Origin of the sequence: Sphaerisporangium corydalis, from assembly GCF_025506355.1 — a bacterium.
Taxonomy (GTDB): Bacteria; Actinomycetota; Actinomycetes; order Streptosporangiales; family Streptosporangiaceae; genus Sphaerisporangium; species Sphaerisporangium corydalis.
Map to the genome: position 1 here is coordinate 1 of NZ_JANZYP010000040.1, position 20532 is coordinate 20532.

Annotated in this window: 13 protein-coding genes and 1 rRNA gene; 5 read left to right on the forward strand and 9 right to left on the reverse strand. The window is 71.4% G+C overall.

The window, feature by feature from the left end:
• A 16S ribosomal RNA gene (locus NYZ98_RS24905) occupies positions 1–98 on the reverse strand; the annotation flags it as partial.
• A 611-nt stretch (positions 99–709) separates the two neighbouring features.
• Here NYZ98_RS24905 and NYZ98_RS24910 point away from each other — a divergent pair.
• Positions 710–1759: an AI-2E family transporter gene (locus NYZ98_RS24910; protein ID WP_262845505.1), complete on the forward strand. Its 1050-nt coding sequence runs from the start codon at positions 710–712 to the stop codon at positions 1757–1759.
• A gap of 12 nt (positions 1760–1771) precedes the next feature.
• Here the strand turns inward: NYZ98_RS24910 and NYZ98_RS24915 are convergent, their stop codons facing one another.
• The 7 genes from NYZ98_RS24915 to NYZ98_RS24945 form a co-directional block, all read right to left on the reverse strand.
• Positions 1772–3394, reverse strand: a complete 1623-nt coding sequence (locus NYZ98_RS24915) for an AMP-binding protein (protein ID WP_262845507.1) — start codon at positions 3392–3394, stop codon at positions 1772–1774.
• Positions 3395–3451: 57 nt separating this feature from the next.
• Positions 3452–4702 carry a hypothetical protein gene (locus tag NYZ98_RS24920; protein WP_262845509.1) on the reverse strand — a complete coding sequence of 417 codons (1251 nt, stop codon included), beginning with the start codon at positions 4700–4702 and terminating at the stop codon, positions 3452–3454.
• Between the two features lie 133 nt (positions 4703–4835).
• Positions 4836–6638: a chitinase gene (locus NYZ98_RS24925; protein WP_262845511.1), complete on the reverse strand. Its 1803-nt coding sequence runs from the start codon at positions 6636–6638 to the stop codon at positions 4836–4838.
• The gene (locus NYZ98_RS24930) at positions 6635–7969 is read right to left on the reverse strand and encodes a cellulose binding domain-containing protein (protein ID WP_262845513.1); all 1335 of its coding nucleotides are present in this window, start codon (positions 7967–7969) and stop codon (positions 6635–6637) included. Before NYZ98_RS24930 ends, NYZ98_RS24925 begins: the two co-directional genes overlap by 4 nt.
• A 223-nt stretch (positions 7970–8192) precedes the next feature.
• Entirely contained in the window at positions 8193–9746 is a 1554-nt protein-coding gene (locus NYZ98_RS24935; protein ID WP_262845515.1) for a cellulose binding domain-containing protein, read from the reverse strand.
• 57 nt (positions 9747–9803) lie between these two features.
• On the reverse strand, positions 9804–11138 hold the full coding sequence (locus NYZ98_RS24940) for a cellulose binding domain-containing protein (protein WP_262845517.1): 1335 nt from the start codon (positions 11136–11138) through the stop codon (positions 9804–9806).
• Positions 11139–11481: 343 nt separating this feature from the next.
• A complete protein-coding gene (locus NYZ98_RS24945) occupies positions 11482–14853 on the reverse strand; it encodes an AfsR/SARP family transcriptional regulator (RefSeq protein WP_262845519.1) in 3372 nt (1123 codons plus the stop codon).
• A 57-nt stretch (positions 14854–14910) separates the two neighbouring features.
• Here NYZ98_RS24945 and leuE point away from each other — a divergent pair, with 57 nt between their 5' ends.
• A complete protein-coding gene (gene leuE, locus NYZ98_RS24950; protein WP_380708593.1) occupies positions 14911–15558 on the forward strand; it encodes a leucine efflux protein LeuE in 648 nt (215 codons plus the stop codon).
• Between the two features lie 47 nt (positions 15559–15605).
• Here the strand turns inward: leuE and NYZ98_RS24955 are convergent, their stop codons facing one another.
• Entirely contained in the window at positions 15606–15944 is a 339-nt protein-coding gene (locus tag NYZ98_RS24955) for a luciferase domain-containing protein (RefSeq protein ID WP_262845523.1), read from the reverse strand.
• 277 nt (positions 15945–16221) lie between these two features.
• Between NYZ98_RS24955 and NYZ98_RS24960 the strand changes: the two genes are divergently transcribed.
• The 3 genes from NYZ98_RS24960 to NYZ98_RS24970 all read left to right on the forward strand — a co-directional run bounded on the left by NYZ98_RS24960 (position 16222) and on the right by NYZ98_RS24970 (position 20489).
• Entirely contained in the window at positions 16222–16881 is a 660-nt protein-coding gene (locus NYZ98_RS24960; protein WP_262845524.1) for a DUF3159 domain-containing protein, read from the forward strand.
• Between the two features lie 95 nt (positions 16882–16976).
• On the forward strand, positions 16977–17696 hold the full coding sequence (locus NYZ98_RS24965; protein ID WP_262845526.1) for an SDR family oxidoreductase: 720 nt from the start codon (positions 16977–16979) through the stop codon (positions 17694–17696).
• Positions 17697–17846: 150 nt separating this feature from the next.
• The gene (locus tag NYZ98_RS24970; RefSeq protein ID WP_262845528.1) at positions 17847–20489 is read left to right on the forward strand and encodes a PEP/pyruvate-binding domain-containing protein; all 2643 of its coding nucleotides are present in this window, start codon (positions 17847–17849) and stop codon (positions 20487–20489) included.
• Positions 20490–20532: the final 43 nt, after the last annotated feature.

Sequence of the window (20532 nt, forward strand, 5' to 3'; positions counted from 1 at the left end):
TCGCCGCTCGAGTACCCCGAAGGGCCTTTCCGCTCGACTTGCATGTGTTAAGCACGCCGCCAGCGTTCGTCCTGAGCCAGGATCAAACTCTCCAAACAATGCCTGAAGAAATCCCGGCGAACACCACCACACCCGCTATCAAGCATGAGGTGTCAACCAAAGGAACCATCCCCGCACACCACAAAAGGCGCGCGAAAGACGGAGAAAATGCATAATCATGCACTGGCTTTTAACACACTGTTGAGTTCTCAAGAAACGGACGCGTACACCATCACCCGAACCCGCAAGGATTCAAGACTCCGGGGCTTCCATCTCGTATGCCCTCATCCTACAAGGTCCGCTTGACCAGGAGCAAACCGCACCTTTGCAGGCACTTGACTTCCAACCCGGCGAACCATCTAGAATTCAGACCACCCCGTTTCCAGGGCAACCCCTCTAACTTACTCAGACTGTCCTACCAACGCAAGCGGAGGTAGGAAGATCTTTTACGAGGGGTGCCGGCACCACGTCCAACGACGCCCACGCGTCATCCACACGAGGTGGTGAGCGGGGGTGTTGGCCGATCAGGCCGACGTCCAAAAGATTAGCAGCCTCCGGCCCGCACTCGATCCATAACGAGCAACGATCCAGTAGAACCTTTGGGCCCCATGGCCAACTTCCGTCCAACAAGCGGTACAACCAGAGGATCCCGACCCTATCGAGGCAGGCCATGAGTGATCGAGCGATACCCCGCGCACTGGTCATGCTGCTCATCACGGCCGCGGCCGTTGTCACGCTCGCGGGCATCAAGGCGATCGACACGATCGTGGGCCCTGTCGTGCTCGCGCTCGTCCTGACCATCGCCGTCTCCCCCATCAGGGCCTGGCTGACGCGCAGGCACGCGCCCGGCTGGCTGGTGGTGGCGGTCCCGCTGGCCGTCGTCATCGTGGGCCTGCTCGGCATGGTCGCGGTCCTGACCGTCGCCGTGGTGCAGATGGCGGTGCTGGTCCCCGGCTACTCCAACCAGTTCAACAAGCTGGTGGCGGACGCGCAGAGCTGGGCCGCCGCGCACGGCATCGCCCCGCAGGTGAGCAAGGCGCTCCGGTCCTTCGACCCGGGCAAGATCTTCGAGTTCGCCCAGGGACTGCTGTCCAGCGTGCTCGGAGTGGTGTCCAGCCTGCTCCTGATCGTCATCCTGCTGCTGGCGATGAGCCTGGACGCGCCGGTCATCTCCCGCATCATGTCGGCCGCGTCCGCCGAGCGGCCGGCGATCACCACGGCGCTCACGACCTTCGCCCACAAGACCCGCCGCTACCTGCTCGTCTCCACGATCTTCGGCCTGATCTGCGCCGCGCTGGACGTCGTCGGGCTGTACGTCCTGCATGTGCCGCTGCCCCTGCTGTGGGGGGTGGTCGCATTGATCACCAACTACATCCCGAACATCGGGTTCGTCATCGGGCTGGTGCCCCCCGCGCTCCTGGCGCTGCTCACCGGGGGGATCCGGGCGATGATCCTTGTCGTCATCGTCTACATGGTGATCAACATCGTGGTGCAGTCGTTCATCCAGCCGAAGTTCCTCGGTGACGCGGTGGGGCTGAGCACGACGGTGACGTTCCTCTCGCTGATCATCTGGGCGACGGTGCTCGGGCCGCTCGGGGCGCTGCTCGCCATCCCGCTCACCCTGCTGACCCGCGCCCTGTTCATCGACAGCGACCCGGGCGCCAAGTGGTCCGGCGCGTTCGTGTCGGGCGAGATCCCCAGTGAGCGGCCCCGCTCGTAGGCACGGCGGACCTCAGAAGAGCAGGTTGCCGCGCCCGGTCTCGGCGAAGCGCCTCCTCAGCGCGGCGCGGCCGGCGTCGGTCAGCGGCACGTAGTGCGGGTCCCGGTCCGGCCGCCAGTACACCGGATCGGCGCATTCCCACCGTTCGCGTCGGAGGCCGTTCTTGTCCACCTTGTTGGTGGCGGTGAGCGGCATCGCCTCGATGAGCCGTACGAAGCGCGGCGCCCATTTGGTGCCCAGGTCGGGCTGGTCGCGCAGGAACGCGGCGAAATCGTCCGGGTCGAAGGCGCCGGACAGTTCCAGTGTGGCCATCACCTGATCGCCGGTGCGCGGGTCGGGCACCGCGTACACCGCGCACATCACCACCGGCGCGTACCGGGACAGGATGCGCTCGACCGGCGCGGCGGCGAAGTTCTCGCTGTCGACGCGCAGCCGGTCGGCGTCCCGCCCGGCGAAGTAGAAGTAGCCGTCCTGGTCGCGGTAACCGAGGTCGCCGCTCCAGTACCAGCCGTCGCGCAACCGCTGGGCGTCCGCCTCGGGGTCGGCGTAGTACCCCTCGAAGGTCGCGCCGCGCCGGACGATCTCGCCGATGGCCTCGTGCGCGTTGACCAGCCTCCGCGCCTCGCCGAAGATCGCGCGGGGGCATTCGCGGCCGGTGTCCGGGTCGTGGATCGCCAGGTCCATGTCGGGGCGCGGCAGGCCGAGGGCGTCCGGCGGCGTCCCCGGATCCTTGTTGATCGCGATCACGCCCTCGCTGGAGCCGTACCCCTCGATGATGTGGCAGCCGAAGCGCCGGCCGAACTCGGCCATGTCCCGCGCGGACGCCTCGGTGCCGAAGGCGGCGGCCAGGGTGTTGTCCGCGTCGTCGGGGTGCTCGGGGGTGGCGAGGATGTAGGCGAGCGCCCGCCCCACATAGTTGAAGTACGTAACCCCATATTTCCGGATATCGGGGAGGAAGCCGGAGGCGCTGAACCGCCGGCGCAGGGCAACGGCCGCTCCCCCGTGCGTCGCCATCGCGAGGTTCGCCATCACCGCGTTGCCGTGGAACAGCGGCATGGCGACGTAGGTGACCGAGTCCGGCCCGATCCCGAACGCGCTCCCGTGCGCGCCGATCTCCGCCAGGCGTCCCTGGGAGCAGATGACCGCTTTGGGGGCGCCGGTGGAGCCCGAGGTGAACAGCAGGAGCAACGGGTCCCGCGCCGCACGGCCCGCGGCGGGAAGGTCCTCGCGGCCGGTCACCGAGGCGCGGTAGCCGGGGTCGTCGGCGAGCAGGACCGGGGCGCCCAGGTCCAGGCCGTCGAGCAGGCCGGACAGCCCGGAGTCGGTGACCACGAAGAGGCAGTCGGTGTGCCGGATGTCGGCGGCCAGCTCAGCCCCGCGCCGCGTGGGGTTGATCCCGGCCACGGCGGCTCCGGCGAGCGCGGCTCCGAAGATCCAGAAGACGTACTCCGGGACGTTGTCCAGCAGGACGCCGACGTGGAAGGGCCGTCCGGGCCGGCGCGTCGCGAGCGCGAGCGCGGCCCGCCCGCGCGCCTCCCGTACGACCTCCGCCCAGGTGTAGGTCCGGTCTTCGAACCGGAGGCCGGGCCGCCCGTCGTGCGCGCGCGCCTCGACCAGTTCCGCGAAGGTCTCCACTCACCGATTTTGAGCAAGCGCTTGCTCATAGTCAACGGCACCACCGCCCGGGCAGGGTCAGGCGGAGGCGGTCACCGGAGCCAGCGGAGTCTCGGCGCCCGTGCGGACGGCGTCCTCCCGCCCGGTCCTGCGCGCCCCCCACGGCATGGCGGCGACCAGGATGGGGAGCAGCACCGCCGAGCTCATCGCCCACGGAGAGTGCAGGTTCCACCATCGCACGTCGTTGAACTGGGTCAGATACAGATATCCGACCGCCGCCCAGGTCGAGGTGCCGAGGATGACCGGCCAGGCGAACCGCGTCGGCCTGGCCACCAGGAACGGCATGAACCACATGAGGTACTGCGCGCCGAGCCGCGGGGTCACCACCATGAAGGCCAGCAGCAGGGCCGTGGTCAGGTCGATGGGATCGGCCTTGCGCCACAGGATCGTGACGACGATCAGCGTGCCGTAGATCATCCACTGGCCGTAGCGGGCGAGGTCGGCGTCCAGGGTCCAGTTGCCGCCCACCTTGAGCGCCGTCCAGCCCCACTCGCCGATGATCGGGCGCACGTCGCCGATGGTCTTGATCACCTCGGGGAGCTGGGAGAGCGACGTGCCCGCGCCGATGGGCAGGGTGACGAGGAAGAAGATGGGCGCGACGCCGGTGGTGAAGAACGCGTACAGCCGGCTCCGCAGGTCGGGCAGGAACAGCAGCATGCCGGGGACCAGCCAGATCGGCCAGCTCTTGGCGCACAGCGCGAGGCCCATCAGCAGGCCCGCGACGATCGCGTTGCGGACCGGCCGCGAGGTCCTGGCGTTCCGCGCCACGATGAAGGCGCCGACGCCGAAGGCCAGGGAGACCGGTTCGACCTGGCCGTGCACCGACGCGACCAGCAGCGCCAAGGGGTTGCAGGCGTACTGGAAGGCGCGCAGGCGGGCGTCCTTGCCGCCGGCCAGCTTGCCCACCAGAGGGATCAGGATGATGTCGGAGACCACGGTCACCAGGCGGCCGGCGATCTCCCACGGGATGTGCATCCACAGGAGTAACCCGTAGACGTACGGGATCGTCGGGAGGAAGTGCCAGCCGCCCTCGCTGCCGAGGACGGGGTCCCGGTGGGCGAGGATGGCCTCGCCCGCCGGTTTGAAGCTGTTCACGAAGTCGACCGGTTGCCAGCTGTCCTTCGCGGACAGGACCATGATCAGAACACGGACCCCGATGCCGATCGCCAGCGCGACGGCGAGGGACGGTTTCCAGCCCTTCCATTGCGCGACGACCGCGAGCACGACACCTGATGCGAGGACGAGCCCCGTGACGATTGCATAGTCCATGACGCCCACTAGCCTGCCGGACGGCAGGCCAAACCGACCACTCGGGGACGAAAATTGCCACTATCTATCCAGAATTGTTCACACAAAGAAGTGTTTTGACTCCAATGGGTGACGATGGCATGGTCAGTGTGCATTACGGGAGCGCGTTCAGGTACGCGCGGTGGCTCAGGGAGAACTCCGATCCGTTGTACCTGTCCCAGTTGATCGACCACGTCATGAGGCCGCGCAGGCTCGGGTAGACCCCGCGCGGCCGGTAGGAACCGCAGTTGGTCCCCTTCGCCAGGCAGTCGAAGGCCTTCTGGACCTCGCCCACCGTGGTGAAGCCGTTCCCGGCGTACGGCGCGGCGGGCAGGCCGATGGCGACCTGGTCGGGGCGCAGCGCCGGGAAGAAGTTCGCGGCGTTCCCCTGGACGGGGAAGCCCGCGAGCAGCATGTCGGTCATGGCCACGTGGAAGTCGGCCGCGCCCATGGTGTGCCACTGGTTGTCCAGCCCGGTGATCGGGCCGGAGTTGTAGTCCTGTACGTGGAGCAGCGTGAGGGAGTCGCGCAGGGCGTGGATCACCGGCAGGTACGACCCCGAGCGCTGGTCTGCCCCGCCGGTCCCGGTGCCGTAGAACTGGTACCCGAGCTGGACGAAGAACGTCTCCGGCGCCATGGTCAGCACGAACTTCGAGCCGTACCTGGCCTTGAGCGTCCTCAGCGCCGCGATCAGGTTCACCACGACCGGTGTCGTGGGGTTCCTGAAGTCGGTGTCGCCGGGGTTCAGTGACAGGGAGTGGCCCTCGAAGTCGATGTCGAGCCCGTCGAGGCCGTACCTGTCGATGATCGCGGCGACCGAGGTGACGAAGGTGTCGCGGGCGGCGGTCGTGGTGAGCTGGACCTGGCCGTTCTGGCCGCCGATCGAGATGAGCACCTTCTTGCCGGCCGCCTGCTTGGCGCGGACGGCGGCGGCGAAGTCGGCGTCGCTCTCGACGTTCGGGCACTCGCCGGACGGGCACCGGTTGAACCGGATGTCGCCCGAGGTCACGGAGGTGGGCTCGCCGAAGGCGAGGTCGATGACGTCCCAGGCGTTCGGGACATCGCTCATCCTGATGTATCCGGACCCGTTGGCGAACGACGCGTGGAGGTAGCCCACCAGCACCCGCTTGGGCAGCGTCCCCGACGGCGGCGGGCCGGTGGTGGGCGTGCCGGTGACCTCGGCCGAGCGCGCCGACTCCCCCGCCGCGTTGCTGGCGCTCACCGAGAACCGGTACGCCGTACCGGAGGTGAGCCCGGTGGCGGTGTACGTGGTGCCGGCGGGCGTGGCGACCCTGGTCCCGTCCCGGTAGAGGCCGTACCCGGTCGCCCCCGAGGAGGCCGACCAGCTCAGCGAGACCGTCGAGGACGTGGTGGCGGTGACCGCCAGCCCGGTGGGCACCGCCGGGACCTGGGTGCCGCCGCCGTCGCCCGCGGGCCCGTCCAGGACCAGGTCGTCGGCGTTGTAGGCGCCGGTGCCGTACCAGCCGTTGACGTAGACCGTCACCGACGTCGTGGCCGCGCCGGTGGTGAAGGCGGTGGTGAGCTGGGTCCAGGCCGCGCCGGGGGCGCCCCAGGTGCTGACGTCGGTGGTGCCCGTGCCGAGCGCGCCGAGGAAGACGTAGTTCCCCCGGACCCACGCCGACAGCGTGTACGAGGAGGACGGCTTCACCCGCACCGCCTGGGAGCAGCGGGCGAAGTCCGAACCGGCCGGGGTCGCCTCCAGCGCGGCGGCGCCTCCGTGCACGGGGCTGGTGACGGTCCGCGAGCCGGACGCGCAGGTCCAGCCGCTCAGACCGCTCTCGAAGCCGGGGTTGGCGGCGATGTTGGCGGCCAGGGCCGCCGTGGCGGGGAGCACGGCGGCGCCGAGGGCCAGGACGGCCGTGACGGCGAGCGCCCTGAGGCGGGACACGCGGCTCATCCGGTGTACCCCGCGAAGATCTTGGAGAAGTCGTACGGCGACTGGGCGATGTTCGTGCACATGTACAGGGCTCCGGTGCAGGCGTTGCGGTCGCGGGTCATCTCCCAGAAGGCCAGCTCGCCCAGATGCCTGGTCTTGGCGAACGCGACGAGCTGGCGGGCGTCGGCCTGGTCGTAGATCCGGCCGTCGTCGTTCTGGCCGACCATCGGCGTGACGCCGACCATGCGCCAGATCTGGGCGTCGGTCCTGCCGGGGTAGAGGGATTTGAGCTGGGTGAAGGTGCTCTGCGCGGCCTGGACGGCGGCGTCGCCGTAGTCGGTGGAGCGGTAGTAGTCCATCGCCATGACGTTGACGACGTCCAGCGCCACGCCGGCGTCGCGGGCCGACCGCACCACGTTCAGGCCGTCGGCGGTGAGCCCTTCGGGCAGCACGGGCAGGGTGAGCGAGATCTTCAGGCCGGGGTTGGCCTGCTGGAGCCGCGCCAGCGCCTGCGACCTGCGGGCCACCGACACCGGGTCGGCCGAGGCCGCGCCCTCGATGTCGAAGTCGGCGTACTTCAGCGCGTACGCCTTGACCACGGCGTCGTACTCGGTGAACAGGGCGTTCACATCGGAGCACGCCTGGGCCAGCTCGATGCCGCTGGCGCCGCCGAAGGAGATCTTCACGTCGCCGCCGGCGCCGCGCAGGGCGTCGATCTGGTCCTTGGCCCAGCCCTGGCGGGGGTCGTAGGCGTTGAACCACATCGCCTTGCAGGCCGAGGCGGTCACGAAGGCCAGGGTGAGGTTCTTCAGCCCGGAGGCGGACCTCATCGCGGCGAGGCTCGGGGTCGGCCAGGCGCCCATGTCGACGTAGGGCGCGTGGAAGAGCGACCCCGGGGTGCCGGGCGGCGGCGTCGGGACGGTCGGCGTGGGCGTGGGCGTCGGGGTGGGGGTGGTGCCGCCGGCGCAGGAGCCGCCGTTCAGCGTGCACCCGGCGGGTGAGCCGGTGCCGGCCGCCACCCAGCCGAACGTGGTGGACGCGCCCGGGGCCAGCGTGCCGTTGTACTCGCGGTTCTTGAACGTGTAGTGGTCGCCCGAGCGGGTCATGAGCGCGTCCCAGTACGTCCCGGCCGTGGTCCCGGAGGGCAGGTCGAAGGCGACGGTCCAGCCGTTCAGCGCCGAGGAGCCGGTGTTGGTGATGGTGAACTGGCCGTTGTAGCCGGCGTCCCAGCTCGCGGTCTTGGCGAAGACGGCGGTGTCGGCGTACGCGGTCCCGGGGACGGCGAGCGCGGCGGTGACCGCGAGGAGGGCCGTGGCGGCGGCGAGGGGCCAGGTGGCGGGGCGGAGTCTCATGACGCAACTTCCCGAGGGGAGGTACCGGGGTCGGGGCCCGCACCCCGGGGCGGGCCGGGGTGCGGGTGCGGGTGTGCGGCCAGCGCCGCCCTTGGGGGGTCGGAGCGGCGCGGGCCGCACGGTCAGCGGGTCCCGGGCGGGCCGGCGGGCCTGGATCGCAGGCGCCGGCGTGGCCTCGGGTCCCGGCCCGGCCGCGCGTACGCGACCGGGCCCGCGGGCCGGGTCAGAAGCCCGCGGTGATCGAGGTGAACTGCCAGTCGCTCTGGGCGACGCCGCTGCAGGACTCGTTCACGCCGCCGCCGGGGCAGGGGCGGTCGCGGTTGACCGACCAGAAGGCCAGCCGGGCCAGGCCCCTGGCCTTGGCCCAGTCGCGGATCTGCGTCCAGATCGCCGCGGTGGTGACCTCCTGCTGGTCGGACAGGCCGTTCATGCCGGAGATCCCCATGTGGGCGTACGCGGTGGCGTCGGACCAGCCGAAAGCGGTCTTGAGCGCGTTCTTCAGGCCCTCGGAGGCGTTCACGGTGTTCTGGTACATGTTCGCGCCGCCGCCGAAGTCGAACGGCATGATCGTGAACACGTCGATGTTGGCGCCGAGCGCCGCCGCCTGGTTGATCAGGCGGGTGCCGTAGTACGTCGGGCCGGTGGTGCTGGTGCCGAACGTGACGATCGTCTTGATGCCGGGGTTGTTCTGCTTGACGATCTTCAGTGCGTTCAGGATGCGGTCCTGCACGGCCTCGTTCTCGAACTCGTCGCTGTTCTCGATGTCGATGTCGATGGCCTTGAGGTTGTAGGCGCTGATGACCTGCTGGTAGGCGCCGGCCAGTGCCTGCGGGGTGGAGCAGTTGGGGCCGAGCTTGTTGCCGCTCCAGCCGCCGAACGAGGGGACGATGTCACCGCCGGCCGCGCGGATCTGGGCGATGGCCGTGGCGTCCGCGCCGCCCGAGATGGGCCGCTGGCTGTCCCACATCGGGTTGCAGCCGCCGCTCGCCAGGACGAACGCCATCGTGAACCACTTGACGCCGGTCGCGTTCATGACGGTCGTGGGGCTGGGCGGGTTGCCCCAGCCGAGGTAGAGGTACGGGGCGCCCTTGCCGCCTGTGGGGGTGGTGCAGCCGGTGGTCGTGCCGGTGGCCGAGCCGTTCGCGGCGGACTCGCCGACCGAGTTGTAGGCCTTGACGCTGTAGGTGTGGGTCGTGCACGTGCCCAGCGAGCCGATCGTGGCGGAGGTGCCGGTGACGGTCGCCCGGACCGTGGAGCCCTCGTACACCCGGTAGCCGGTGACGGTGCCGGTCGAGGCGGCCCAGGACAGGGAGATCGCCGAGCCGGTGGTGCCGGTGACGGACGGCGTGCCCGGCGCGCCCGGGGCCCCGGGGTTGGTGGTGCCGCCCGAGCAGGAGGCGCCGTTGAGGGTGCAGTTCAGCGGGGCGCTGAAGTTGCCGGGGCTGCCGTTGAAGCCGAAGCTGGTGCTGGCGCCGGCGGCGAGCGTCGGGGCCCAGCTCGGGTTGGTGAAGGTGTAGTGCTGACCGCTCCTGGTCATCACCGCGTCCCACGCGGTGGTCACCGCGAAGCCGGAGGGCAGGTCGAAGGCGACGCTCCAGCCGTTCAGCGCGGTGGTGGTGCCGTTGGTGACCGTGTACTTGCCCTCGAACCCGCTGCCCCAGTCCTGGGGCTTGGTGAAGGTCGCGGTGGCCGAGGCCGCGAACGCGGACCCGGTCGTGGCGACCAGTACGGCGGCCGCGGCGATCAGCGCCGCGACGCATAGACGGATGAATCGCATTGAAGCTCCTCTAACGAGCCGGTACGGCCGGGGGGCGCCGTACCGGCGGGTCCGATGTCAGCCCGTGAAGGCCTTGAAGATCGAGGTGAACTCGTAGGCCGACTGGCTGACGCCGCTGCAGGTGGGCGAGAGCGTGCCGTTGGGGCAGCCGCCGTTGTCGCGGCCGAGTGACCAGAAACCGATGCGGCCGACGTGGTTGGACTGGGCGAAGGCGAGCACCTTGCGCGCGTCGGCCTGGGTGGTGGTCTGGCCCGTGTCGTTCTTGCCGATCATCGGCGTGAGCCCGAGCAGGCGCTTGAGCTGCGCGTCGGTCTTGGACGGCCAGATCGTCCTCATCTGGCCCAGCGTCGCGCCGGCGGCGGAGACCATCGCGTCGCCCCAGTTGCCGGAGAAGCCGAAGTCCATGAGCATCGGGTTGACCAGGACGTTCAGCCCCTTGGCGGCGGCGTCCTGGAGGATCTGGACCGAGAACGGGTCCATCCCGTAGTCCTGGCCGAGGATGCGCATCGTGTAGCTGATGACCGTGCCGCGCTCGTTCTGCAACTGCTTGAGCGCGGAGTTGACCTTGTTGATGTCGATCGAGGCCTCGATGTCGACGTCCAGGTAGTTGGTGCCGACGGTGTCGAGCACCTTCTTGTAGGCGGCGAGCAACTGGGCGGTGGTGCCGCAACTGTGCTCCAGGTACGGCCCGACGGCGCCGCCGGTCGCGACGATCACCTGGCCGCCCTTGGCCTGGAGCCCGCGCACGTCGTTGATGACGCGCGTGTCGTTCAGCGGGATGGTGCCGCCCCAGGCGGGGTTGCACCCGGTGCTGTCGCCGAGCGCGAAGGCGAGGGTGTAGTTCTTCACCCCGGTCGCGTTGGCGGCGCTGACCAGCGACGGCGTGGCCATCGTGATGTCGATGTAGGGGGCGACCAGGACGCTGCCCGCCGGCGGGGGGGTGGTCGGCGTGGGCGTGGGCGTCGGGGTGGGCGTGGGGGTCGTCGGAGGCGGCGTCGTGGTGCCGCCGCAGGAGGCCCCGTTCAGCTTGCAGTTCAGGGGGGATCCGGGGCCGGTGCCGACGAACCCGAAAGCCGCCGAGGCGCCGGGGGCCAGGGAGCCGTTGTACTCGCGGTTCCTGAACGTGTAGTGGGCGCCCGACTGGGTGAGCAGCGCGTCCCAGTACGTGCCGACGGTGGTGCCCGAGGGCATGTCGAACTCGACGGTCCAGCCGTTCACCGCGCTCGCGGTGCCGTTGGCGATCGTGTACTTGGCCTCGAAGCCCGAGCCCCAGTCGGAGGTCTTCACGAACGTGGCGCTCAACGAGGCGGCCTGCGCGCTCAGGGGGACGAACACCGCGACGAGGAGGCTCGCCACGGCGGTGAGGAGAAGCAGGGGGAAGGTGCGTCGCATGATCGCTCCCATGCTGGCGTGAAGCGGGGGGTACACGTCCCGGGGGCAGGACGCGGAAGGGGGGACCAGGGCGGGCGGGGCGGTTCAGGCCGAATGTTCTCCGCGATTCAAAGCCGTCTCGGTCAGGAGGGGGGCGAGGCAAAGAACGACTCCGTTGGTCATTTCTTTTAGGAAAGTTTCCTAAGAGTTGCCGCGATCGTAGCCCCGGTCCAGCGCGCCTGCAAGACCCAAACTCCACGGTTTTCCCGCAGGCAGAGTCGTTCTGACAGGCCAGGTGAACTGGTCTATATCCCTGCCTGGCGACATATGGTCGGACCCGAATCCGCGACCTGGTGACCGGCCCCTACAACGGTCGCGACGAACGGGCGAGCGTGTACGCCTGATCGCGGGTCATGGCGCGCCCCCGGGCCACCGCCTCGTCGTAGGCGGCGGCGCCCAGGGCGGACCGCGCCGCGTCCATCGCCGCCGTGGTGTCGGTGTCGCCGCCCGGCCCGCCCGCCGCCGACGCGGCCGCACCGAACAGCACGGCCGCCCGCCCGGCGTCGCCGCCGGCGAGCACGGCCATGGCGAACCCGGACAGGATCCCGGCGAGGGCTGGCAGGTCGGGGGTGCTCCCGAGCGCGGCCAGGGCGGCCCGATGCTCGTCCAGTGCCGCGCCGACGTCCCCCCGGTCGGCCAGCGCCCTGCCGTACGCGGTCCGCGCCCACGCCACCAGCCGGGGGACGGCCCCCGAGGCGCCGAGCCCGGCGACGATGTCGCGGTGCGCGGCCAGGGCGCCGTCCAGGTCACCGGATCGCCGGGCGATTTCGGCCTCACCGATGCGCAACCGGACGAGCGCGTGCGCGGGCACGTCGCGGCGTGCGCGGGTGGTGTCGGCGCCTCCGCGTGCGCGGGCGAGGTCGGCGGCGGCCCCCGCCAGGTCCCCCGACCGGGCGCGCAGTGAGGCCAGGCGGGTCAGCCGGGAGATCGTCTCCTCGGCGCTGACCCACTCGAAGGTGAGCGAGCCCACCTCGTCCAGCAGCTCCCGCGCGCCTCGCCCGCTCGCCACCCGGACCCCGGCCAGCTGGAGCAGGGAATCGCTGAGCCCCCACTGCTCGCCGATCAGCCGGAACCCGGCGGCGGCCTCCTCCAGCAACCGCTCGGCGAGCGCGGGATCGGCCGTCATGCCGCCCCTGACCATGCGGGCGGAGCTGCGCAGCCACACGTCGTCCTCGGCGGAGTACCCCACCAGGAGCTCCGACGCCCGCTCGTGCCCGCCCGCCATGCCGGCCATGACCGCCCGGCCGATGCGCAGCATGGGGTTGACCGGCCCCTCGGCCTCCGCCGCCTCGACGATCCCCTCCATCGCGTCGGCCAGGCCGGCCAGGTGCCCGGGTCCGGCGGGTTCGGTGAGCAGGTGGCCCAGGCGGGAGGCGCCGATGGCGAACAGGCACCCGGCGTACGCGCGCGCCAGCTCCGGCGGCGGGACCGGGCCGGCGAGCGCCACCGCCTGCTCCGCCCATATCGGCCCCTCGGCGCGGTAGTGCATCCACCAGTACCAGTTCAGCGTGCCGCACAGGCGCACGGCCAGTTCGGTCTCGCCGGTGCCGATCGCCCAGCGCAGCGCCGCGTTGAAGTTGTCGTGCTCGGCGGTGAGCCGCTGGATCCACCCGATCTGACCTGCTGCGCGCAGCCTCGGCTCCGCGCGCTCGGCGAGCGCGAGGAAGTGCTCGGCGTGCGCGCGGCGGTACGCCGTGGTCTCCCCCGCCGCCTCCAGGCGCTCCAGGGCGTACGCGCGGATCGTCTCCAGCATGCGGTAACGGCCAGAGACGTCCACCTCGACGAGCGACTTGTCCACCAGGGCGGGGAGCAGCCCGAGCACCTCGCCCCCGCCGACCTGCTCGGCGGCCTCCAGGGTGGCGCCGCCGGCGAACACCGAAAAGCGGCGGGCGAGCCGGCGCTCGCCGGGATCCAGCAGATCCCAGCTCCACTCCACCACCGCGCGGAGCGTGCGGTGCCGGGGCAGCGCGGTCCGGCTGCCGCCGGTGAGCAGGCGAAACCGGTCGTCCAGGCGCTCGGCGAGCTGCCGGGCTGTCAGGGCGCGCATGCGCGCGGCGGCCAGCTCGATCGCCAGCGGCAGCCCGTCCAGGCGGCGGCACACCTCGACGGCGTACCGGTCGATCTCGAAGCCGGGCCGCACGGCGCCCGCGCGGTCGGCGAGCAGCCGGACGGCGGCGTACCCGGCGGCCTCGCCCGGCCCCGCGCCCTCAGGTGGGAGCGCCAGCCCCGGGAGGGGGGCGAGCACCTCGCCGGGCACGCCCAGCGGCTCCCTGCTCGTCGCCAGCAGGCGCACGTCCGGGCACTCGCGCAGCAGGCGGTCGGCGAGCAGGGCGGCGGCCTCGGCGACGTGCTCGCAGTTGTCCAGGACCAGGAGCAGGCGGCGTCCGGCGAGCCCGGCCAGCAGGACGGAGGTCGTGTCCTGGCCGGCGGGCGGGACCGAGGCGATGAGCAGGTGGTCGCCGAGGGCGCCCAGCACGGCGTTCGGGACGTCCTGGCCGGTGACCGGGGCCAGCTCGACCAGCCAGGCGCCGTCGGGCAGGTCGTCCTGTGCTCGCGCGGCGACCTCGGTGGCCAGCCGGGTCTTGCCCGCTCCCCCGGGTCCGACGATCGTCACCAGCCGGGATCCGGCCAGCGCCGCCCGCGTCCCGGCGACCTCCTGGTCCCGCCCGACGAAGCTGTTCGGCAGGGGCCGCACGTTGCCTCTGGGGCGCGGACGCGCGGTGCCACCGTCCACCGCGAGCCCCGCCACGGGCACGTCGTCCCCGGGGAGCAGCGACGCGGGCACATCATCCCTGGCGAACCGGGCGAGCATGCCATCTCCGGCGATCCGGGTGGGCACACCGTCTCCTCGGGGCCGGGCGGGCTCGTCGTCCCCGGGAAGCCTCCACGCGGGGAGCTCTCCGCGCAGGAGGGCGAGGTGGGTGGCGCGGAGTTCGGCGCCGGGGTCGACGCCGAGTTCGGCGGCCAGGGCCTGGCGGGTGCGCTCGTACAGGGCCAGGGCCTCCGACTGGCGCCCGCCCGCCGCGAGCGACCGCATGGCGAGGGCGCACAGCCGCTCCCGCAGCGGGTGGGCCGCCACCTCCGCCGACAGGTCGGTCTCGCGGCCGACGGACAGGCGGGCCGCCGCGCGGGCCTCGACGACGCCGAGCCGCCGTTCCTCCAGCCGCTCGGCGACGTTCGCCAGGTGCGGGACGGCACGCAGGTCGGCGAGCGCGGGGCCGCGCCACAGCGCGAGGGCCTCGTCCAGGCGGCCGTGCGCGGCGAGGCGGGTGAACGTGGCGGCGTCCACGTCATCGGGGGTCAGGTCCAGGACGTAGCCGCCGGCGCGGCCGTCGATGGCGGCGTGCGGGAGGAGCGCCGCCCGCAGCCGTTTGACCAGCGTTTGGAGGGCGTTGGCCGGGGCGGCGGGCAGGTTCTCGCCCCAGAGGGCGTCCACGAGGCGGTCGGCGGGCACCAGACGGCCCGGTTCGAGGGCGAGCATGGCCAGGAGCGCCCGGACCCGGGGCCCGCCGATGGGCACGGCGGCGCCGTCCTCGCCCTCGACCTCCATCGGCCCCAGGATGAATACCCGCACATCGGACATCCTGCCCTGCCCGAGGGCACGTCGGTCGTACCGACGGGGACGCACCTCGTGCAGGGGGCCGGTCTGGTCGGGGAGGTGGTAAACGAATCGCATAAGTGGCTTTGTGCAGGTATAACGTGATGCAACCTTCGGACCATGGAGCTGGGCGGCATGTTCTTCGGCATCACGAATATCTGGACCTACGTCGTCGGGGCCTTCCTGATCATTCTGCTGCCCGGCCCGAACTCCCTGTACGTGTTGTCGACGGGCGCGCAGCGGGGTGTACGGACCGGTTACCGCGCGGCGGCCGGGGTTTTCGTCGGTGACACGGTGCTGATGGTGCTGTCCGCGGCCGGGGTCGCCTCACTGCTCCAGTCCACTCCGATGCTGTTCAACATCGTGAAGTACGCCGGCGCGGGATACCTCGCGTGGATCGGGATCGGCATGATCCGGTCCGCCTTCCGCAGGCGCGGGGACGAGGACGGCGAGACGACGGCCGAGACGGTCGCGGACCTCGTCGACCCGTTCAGGAAGGCCCTCACGATCAGCCTGCTCAACCCCAAGGCGATCCTGTTCTTCATCTCGTTCTTCGTGCAGTTCGTCGACCCGCACTACGGCGCCCCGGCGGTGTCGTTCCTGATCCTCGGCGCGATCTGCCAGTTCTTCAGCGCGTTGTACCTCTCGACCCTGATCTTCGGCGGGGTCTACCTGGCGAGCCAGTTCCGGCGGCGGCGGAGGCTGTCGGCGGGCCTGACGTCGGGGGTCGGCGCCGTCTTCCTGGCCTTCGGCGCCAAGCTGGCCACCACCAGCCTCGGCTGACGCCGCACGCGCCCATCGGCCGACGCCACACCGGGCCCGGCCGTCCGTCAGCGCTGGTTGACCTTGAGCGCGACGCTCACCAGTGACAGGAACATCTCGGCGTCGGTGCGGTCCTCGATCTCGATCTTGATCCATCCCGCGTCGCGGCCCGGGGTGACGCGGTTGGAGTCGATGAGCACCCTGGCCCAGCGGTCGATGACCGGCACCGTGAGCAGAAGCTCGGCGGTGTGGTCGCCACGCATACGAATGATCTCCCTGCCGCGGGTGCGGAAACTTATCGCCTTGCGGGTACGACTGACGGAGAGGTCCGGCCAGCCCGTGAGCTGGACGGCCACGTCGGCGACGCATCCAGCGGAGCGGACATGCGTGCGCGAGAGCACTGCCATGCCTTCATGCTCGCGGGCCGCACGCCAACTGGAAACCCTCTGTTCTCGAACCGTTATCCGATGTTCAACCACATCACAACGCGAACACATAGTCGCAGCTCGCGTAGTTGATCCACTAAAACGATCTTTTTCGTATATGTACTGTCGAACACGACATTGTGTACGGTTGGCCACCAATGACAGAAATCCGGCGTTTCACGCAAGTTTCGGCATTCCCCGTTCAGGGTAGTCGCGGAAGCCTTAGCGTCGGTCTTCCGCCGTCCTCCTTGGGAGAAGCATGAGCGCTCCGTCCTTCGCACTCCCGAGGATCACCGCCCTGCTCCGGCAGGCCGTGCCCCGGCTCCTGGAGGGCGTGGTGGCGCCGCTCGCCGTCTTCTACAGCGCGCTCGCCATCCTCGGCCTGGACGGCGCGCTGGTCGCCGCCGTCACCTGGGTGTACGGCGGGGTGCTGTGGCGGGTGGTCCGGCGGCGGCCGGTGCCCGGCACGATGATGCTGGCGGCGATCGCCATCACCGCGCGGGCGGCGCTCGGCTGGTGGACGGGCAGCGCCGTCGTCTACTTCCTGCAGCCGGAGCTCGGCACGATCTGCATCAGCATGGCCTTCCTGGCGTCGGTGCGGCTGAACCGCCCGCTGGTGCAGAAGCTGACGCTCGACTACATCCACCTGCCCTCGACCGTCCTGCGGCACGAGCGGGTCCGGCGGTTCTTCGCCCGGATCACGCTGCTGTGGGCGTTCGTGCTGCTGGCCAACTCGACGGTCAGCATCTGGCTGCTGCTGCACCAGTCGATCGGCACCTACCTGCTGGTCCGCACCTCGGTCGTCGCGGGCATCAGCGGCGTGGCGGTGGCGATCTCGATCTACGCGTTCCGCCGCGTGCTGCGCCGCCTGCACTCCGACACCCCGGTGGTGCCCGTGCGTGCCCTCACCGCCGGCTAGGACCGCACGCCCCCCGTGCCCCGGGACCGAGTAGCGTCGCGCCGGACGCCGCCCTCCGGCGTTCCTCCTCGGTGAGCCATGGAAAGGACACGCATATGGGATGCGCACTCGTCACCGGAGCGTCGCGCGGGCTCGGCGCGGCCATCGCCGAGCGGCTCGCGCAGGGCGGCTGGAAGGTCGTCGTCAACTACGCGCACGACACCGCGGGCGCGACCGCGGTGGCCGAGCGCATCGGACCGGCGGCCGTGGTATGCCGCTTCGACGTGACCGACGAGGAGTCGGTGCGCCGGGGCGTCGCCGAGATCCGGGAGAGCGCCGGCCCGATCAGCGTGGTCGTGAACAACGCGACCGGCCCGCAGCCGATGATGCCGGTCGAGAAGCAGACCTGGGACGACCACCTCGACCAGCTCAGGTTCTTCGTGAAGGCGCCGCTGCTGCTCCTGCACGCCGTCCTGCCCGACCTGCGGGCGGCCGGCGGCGGCCGGATCATCAACATCGGCAGCGAGGTGGCCGATCTCGGCAACGCCGACTTCGGGCACTACGTGTCGGCCAAGGCCGCCATGCACGGCCTCACCCGGTCGTGGGCGCGCGAGCTGGGCCCGCTGGGCATCACGGTCAACACCGTCGAGCCCGGGTGGATCCCGGTCGAACGGCACGAGGGCGACGACTGGACCGGCTACCGGCGCGGGCTGCCGCTCGGCCACATGGGGGTGCCCGCCGACGTCGCCGAGGCCGTCGCGTACCTGGCGTCACCGGGCGCCGCCTTCGTCACCGGCCAGCGTCTCGCGGTGAACGGCGGCAACACCATGAGCTGACCCCGGCCCAGGCGGCGTCGTGGCCGGGATCACATTTCACCGGTTGTTGATTTCATCACGTGATGAGTTTATCGTGAGGTCATACACGAGCGTCGAAACGGCACCCGGGGCGAGCCATCGCCCCCCGTCGCGCCGCCGCGGGAGACCGAAATGCTCAAGTCGCAGAGTGACCACCGGGCCGCCGGCCAGGAGCCCACCGGCCGGCCGCTCATCATGACCTTCCAGGACATCACCGCCGACATGCTGCCGCTGGTCGGCGGCAAGGCGGCCAACCTGGGCGTGCTCACGCGGGCCGGGCTTCCCGTCCCCCCCGGCTTCTGCCTGACGACCGAGGCCTACCGCCGCGTCGCCGGCGGCGCGGGCCTGGGCGACGTCCTCGCGGCCCTCGCCGCCACGGCGCCCGGCGACACCGCCGCCCTGGCCGGGCTCGCCGGGCGCGCCCGCGACCTCATGCTCGCCGCCGAGGTGCCCGGCGACATCTCCCGCGCGGTACGCGAGAGCGCCGGCGGACCGGTGGCCGTCCGGTCGTCGGCCACCGCCGAGGACCTGCCGGACGCCAGCTTCGCCGGCCAGCAGGACACCTACCTCAACGTGGTCGGGCCCGACGCGATGCTCGACGCCGTCCGCCGGTGCTGGGCCTCGCTGTGGACCGACCGGGCCGTCGCCTACCGCGCCGCGAACGGCATCGACCACGGCGCCGTCCACCTGGCCGTCGTCATCCAGCAGATGGTGCAGTCCGAGGTCGCCGGGGTGATGTTCACCGCCAACCCGGTCACCGGCCGCCGCCACGAGACGGTGATCGACGCGAGCCCCGGGCTCGGCGAGGCCGTCGTGTCCGGCGCCGTCAACCCCGACCAGTTCGTGGTGAGCCCGGCCAAGAAGATCACCAAGCGGGCCCTCGGCGACAAGCTGCTGTCGGTCCGTTCGCTGCCGGGCGGCGGCACCGAGCAGGTCGCCCACGACGCCGGGGAGCCGGAGGCGTGCCTGAGCGACGACCAGGTGGTCGCGCTGGCCAGGCTCGGCGCCCGCGTCGAGGCCCACTACGGCTCGCCGCAGGACACAGAATGGGCGATCGACGCGGCGGGCACCCTGTGGCTCACCCAGGCACGGCCGATCACCACCCTCTACCCCCTGGCCGAGGGCGCGGACGGCTTCCGGGTGTACTTCTGCTTCAGCCTGGCCCAGGGCCTGAACCGGCCGATCACCCCGATCGGGATCTCCGCCTTCCTGACGATGGCCGCCTCGGTCCGCCGGCTCTACGGCCTGCCGCCCAGTGTCGCGGCGCCGTTCGCCTCGCCGGGCATGCGGGTGTTCCTCGACGTGACCAAGATCCTGCGCAGCCGCGCCGGCCGTGTCGTGCTCCCCCGGATGCTCGACGTCATGGAGTCGCGGTCGGCGGTCGTCCTGCGCGGCCTGTTCGACGACCCGAGACTCGGGCCGGCCAAGGGGTCGGCGCTGGCCGCCGTGCTGCGGGTGCTCAAGCTCGCGGTCAAGTACCGCGTCCCGGTGCGGATCGTCCAGGCCGTGGTCAGGCCGGAGACCGCCCACCGGCGCATCGCCCAGGTCGGCGACCTGCTGCGCGCGCGGCTGGCGCCGCCCGAGGGCGCGATCGCCGTCCAGCGGCTGGACCACATCGAACGCGTGCTGGGCACGCGGATCGTTCCGCTGATGCCCGAGGTGGCCCCGGGACCGGTCGCGGGGTTCCTGATGCTGGGCCTGGCGGCCCGGCTGCTGCGCGGGCGTACCCGGCCCGGCGAGCTGCAGACGGTGCTCCGCGGCCTGCCGAACAACGTCACCACCGAGATGGACCTCGACCTGTGGCACGCCGCCACCCGGATCCGCGCCGACGAGGACTCCGCCCGCGCCCTCGGCGGGCCCGCCCTGCCTGAGGGCCCGCTTCCGCCCGTGCTGCAGGAGGAGCTCACCGGGTTCCTGGCCCGGTACGGGCACCGGGCGGTGGCCGAGATCGACCTCGGCATGCCGAGATGGTCCGACGACCCCGCGCACGTGCTCGGCGTGTTCGCCAACTACCTCAGGCTGGACGACCCGGCGCTGGCCCCGGACGCGCAGTTCGCCCGGGGGGCGCGCGAGGCCGAGGCGATGGCCGCCGCGCTCGCCCGCCGGGCGGGCCCGCTGCGCAGGGGGATCGTCCGCTTCGCCCTCCGGCGGGCCAGGGAGCTGGCCGGCTACCGGGAGATGCCCAAGAACTACCTGATCGTCGCCGTCGCCGCGATGCGGGCGCAGGTCGCGGCGCTGGGCCGCGAGCTGGCCGAGCAGGGACGTCTCCGGTCCGCCGACGACGTCTTCATGCTGAGCCTGCCCGAGGTCAGGGACGCGCTCGGCGGCACCGTCCAGCGGGACCTGGTCGAGCTGCGGCGGGCGACCTACGAGCGGGAGCTGCGCCGCAGGCACGTGCCGAGGGTCCTGCTGTCCGACGGCACCGAGCCGGAGGCCGTGGGCGCGGCGCCCCCCGCCGAGGGCGCGCTCACCGGCACGCCCGCGTCCACGGGCACCGTCACCGGGACGGCGCGGGTCGTGCTCGACCCGGTGGGGGCGCACCTCGAACCCGGCGAGATCCTGGTCGCGCCGTCCACCGACCCCGGCTGGACGCCGCTGTTCCTCACGGCGGGCGGGCTGGTCATGGAGATGGGCGGCGCGAACTCGCACGGATCGGTGGTGGCCCGCGAGTACGGCATCCCCGCCGTGGTCGGCGTCGCGCACGCGACCGCGCGCATCACCACCGGCCAGACGATCACGGTGGACGGCACGACGGGCGCCGTCACCATCGGCTGACGACCGGCGGCGCCGCTTCGGGCGTCGGCACGACGGGCGCAGT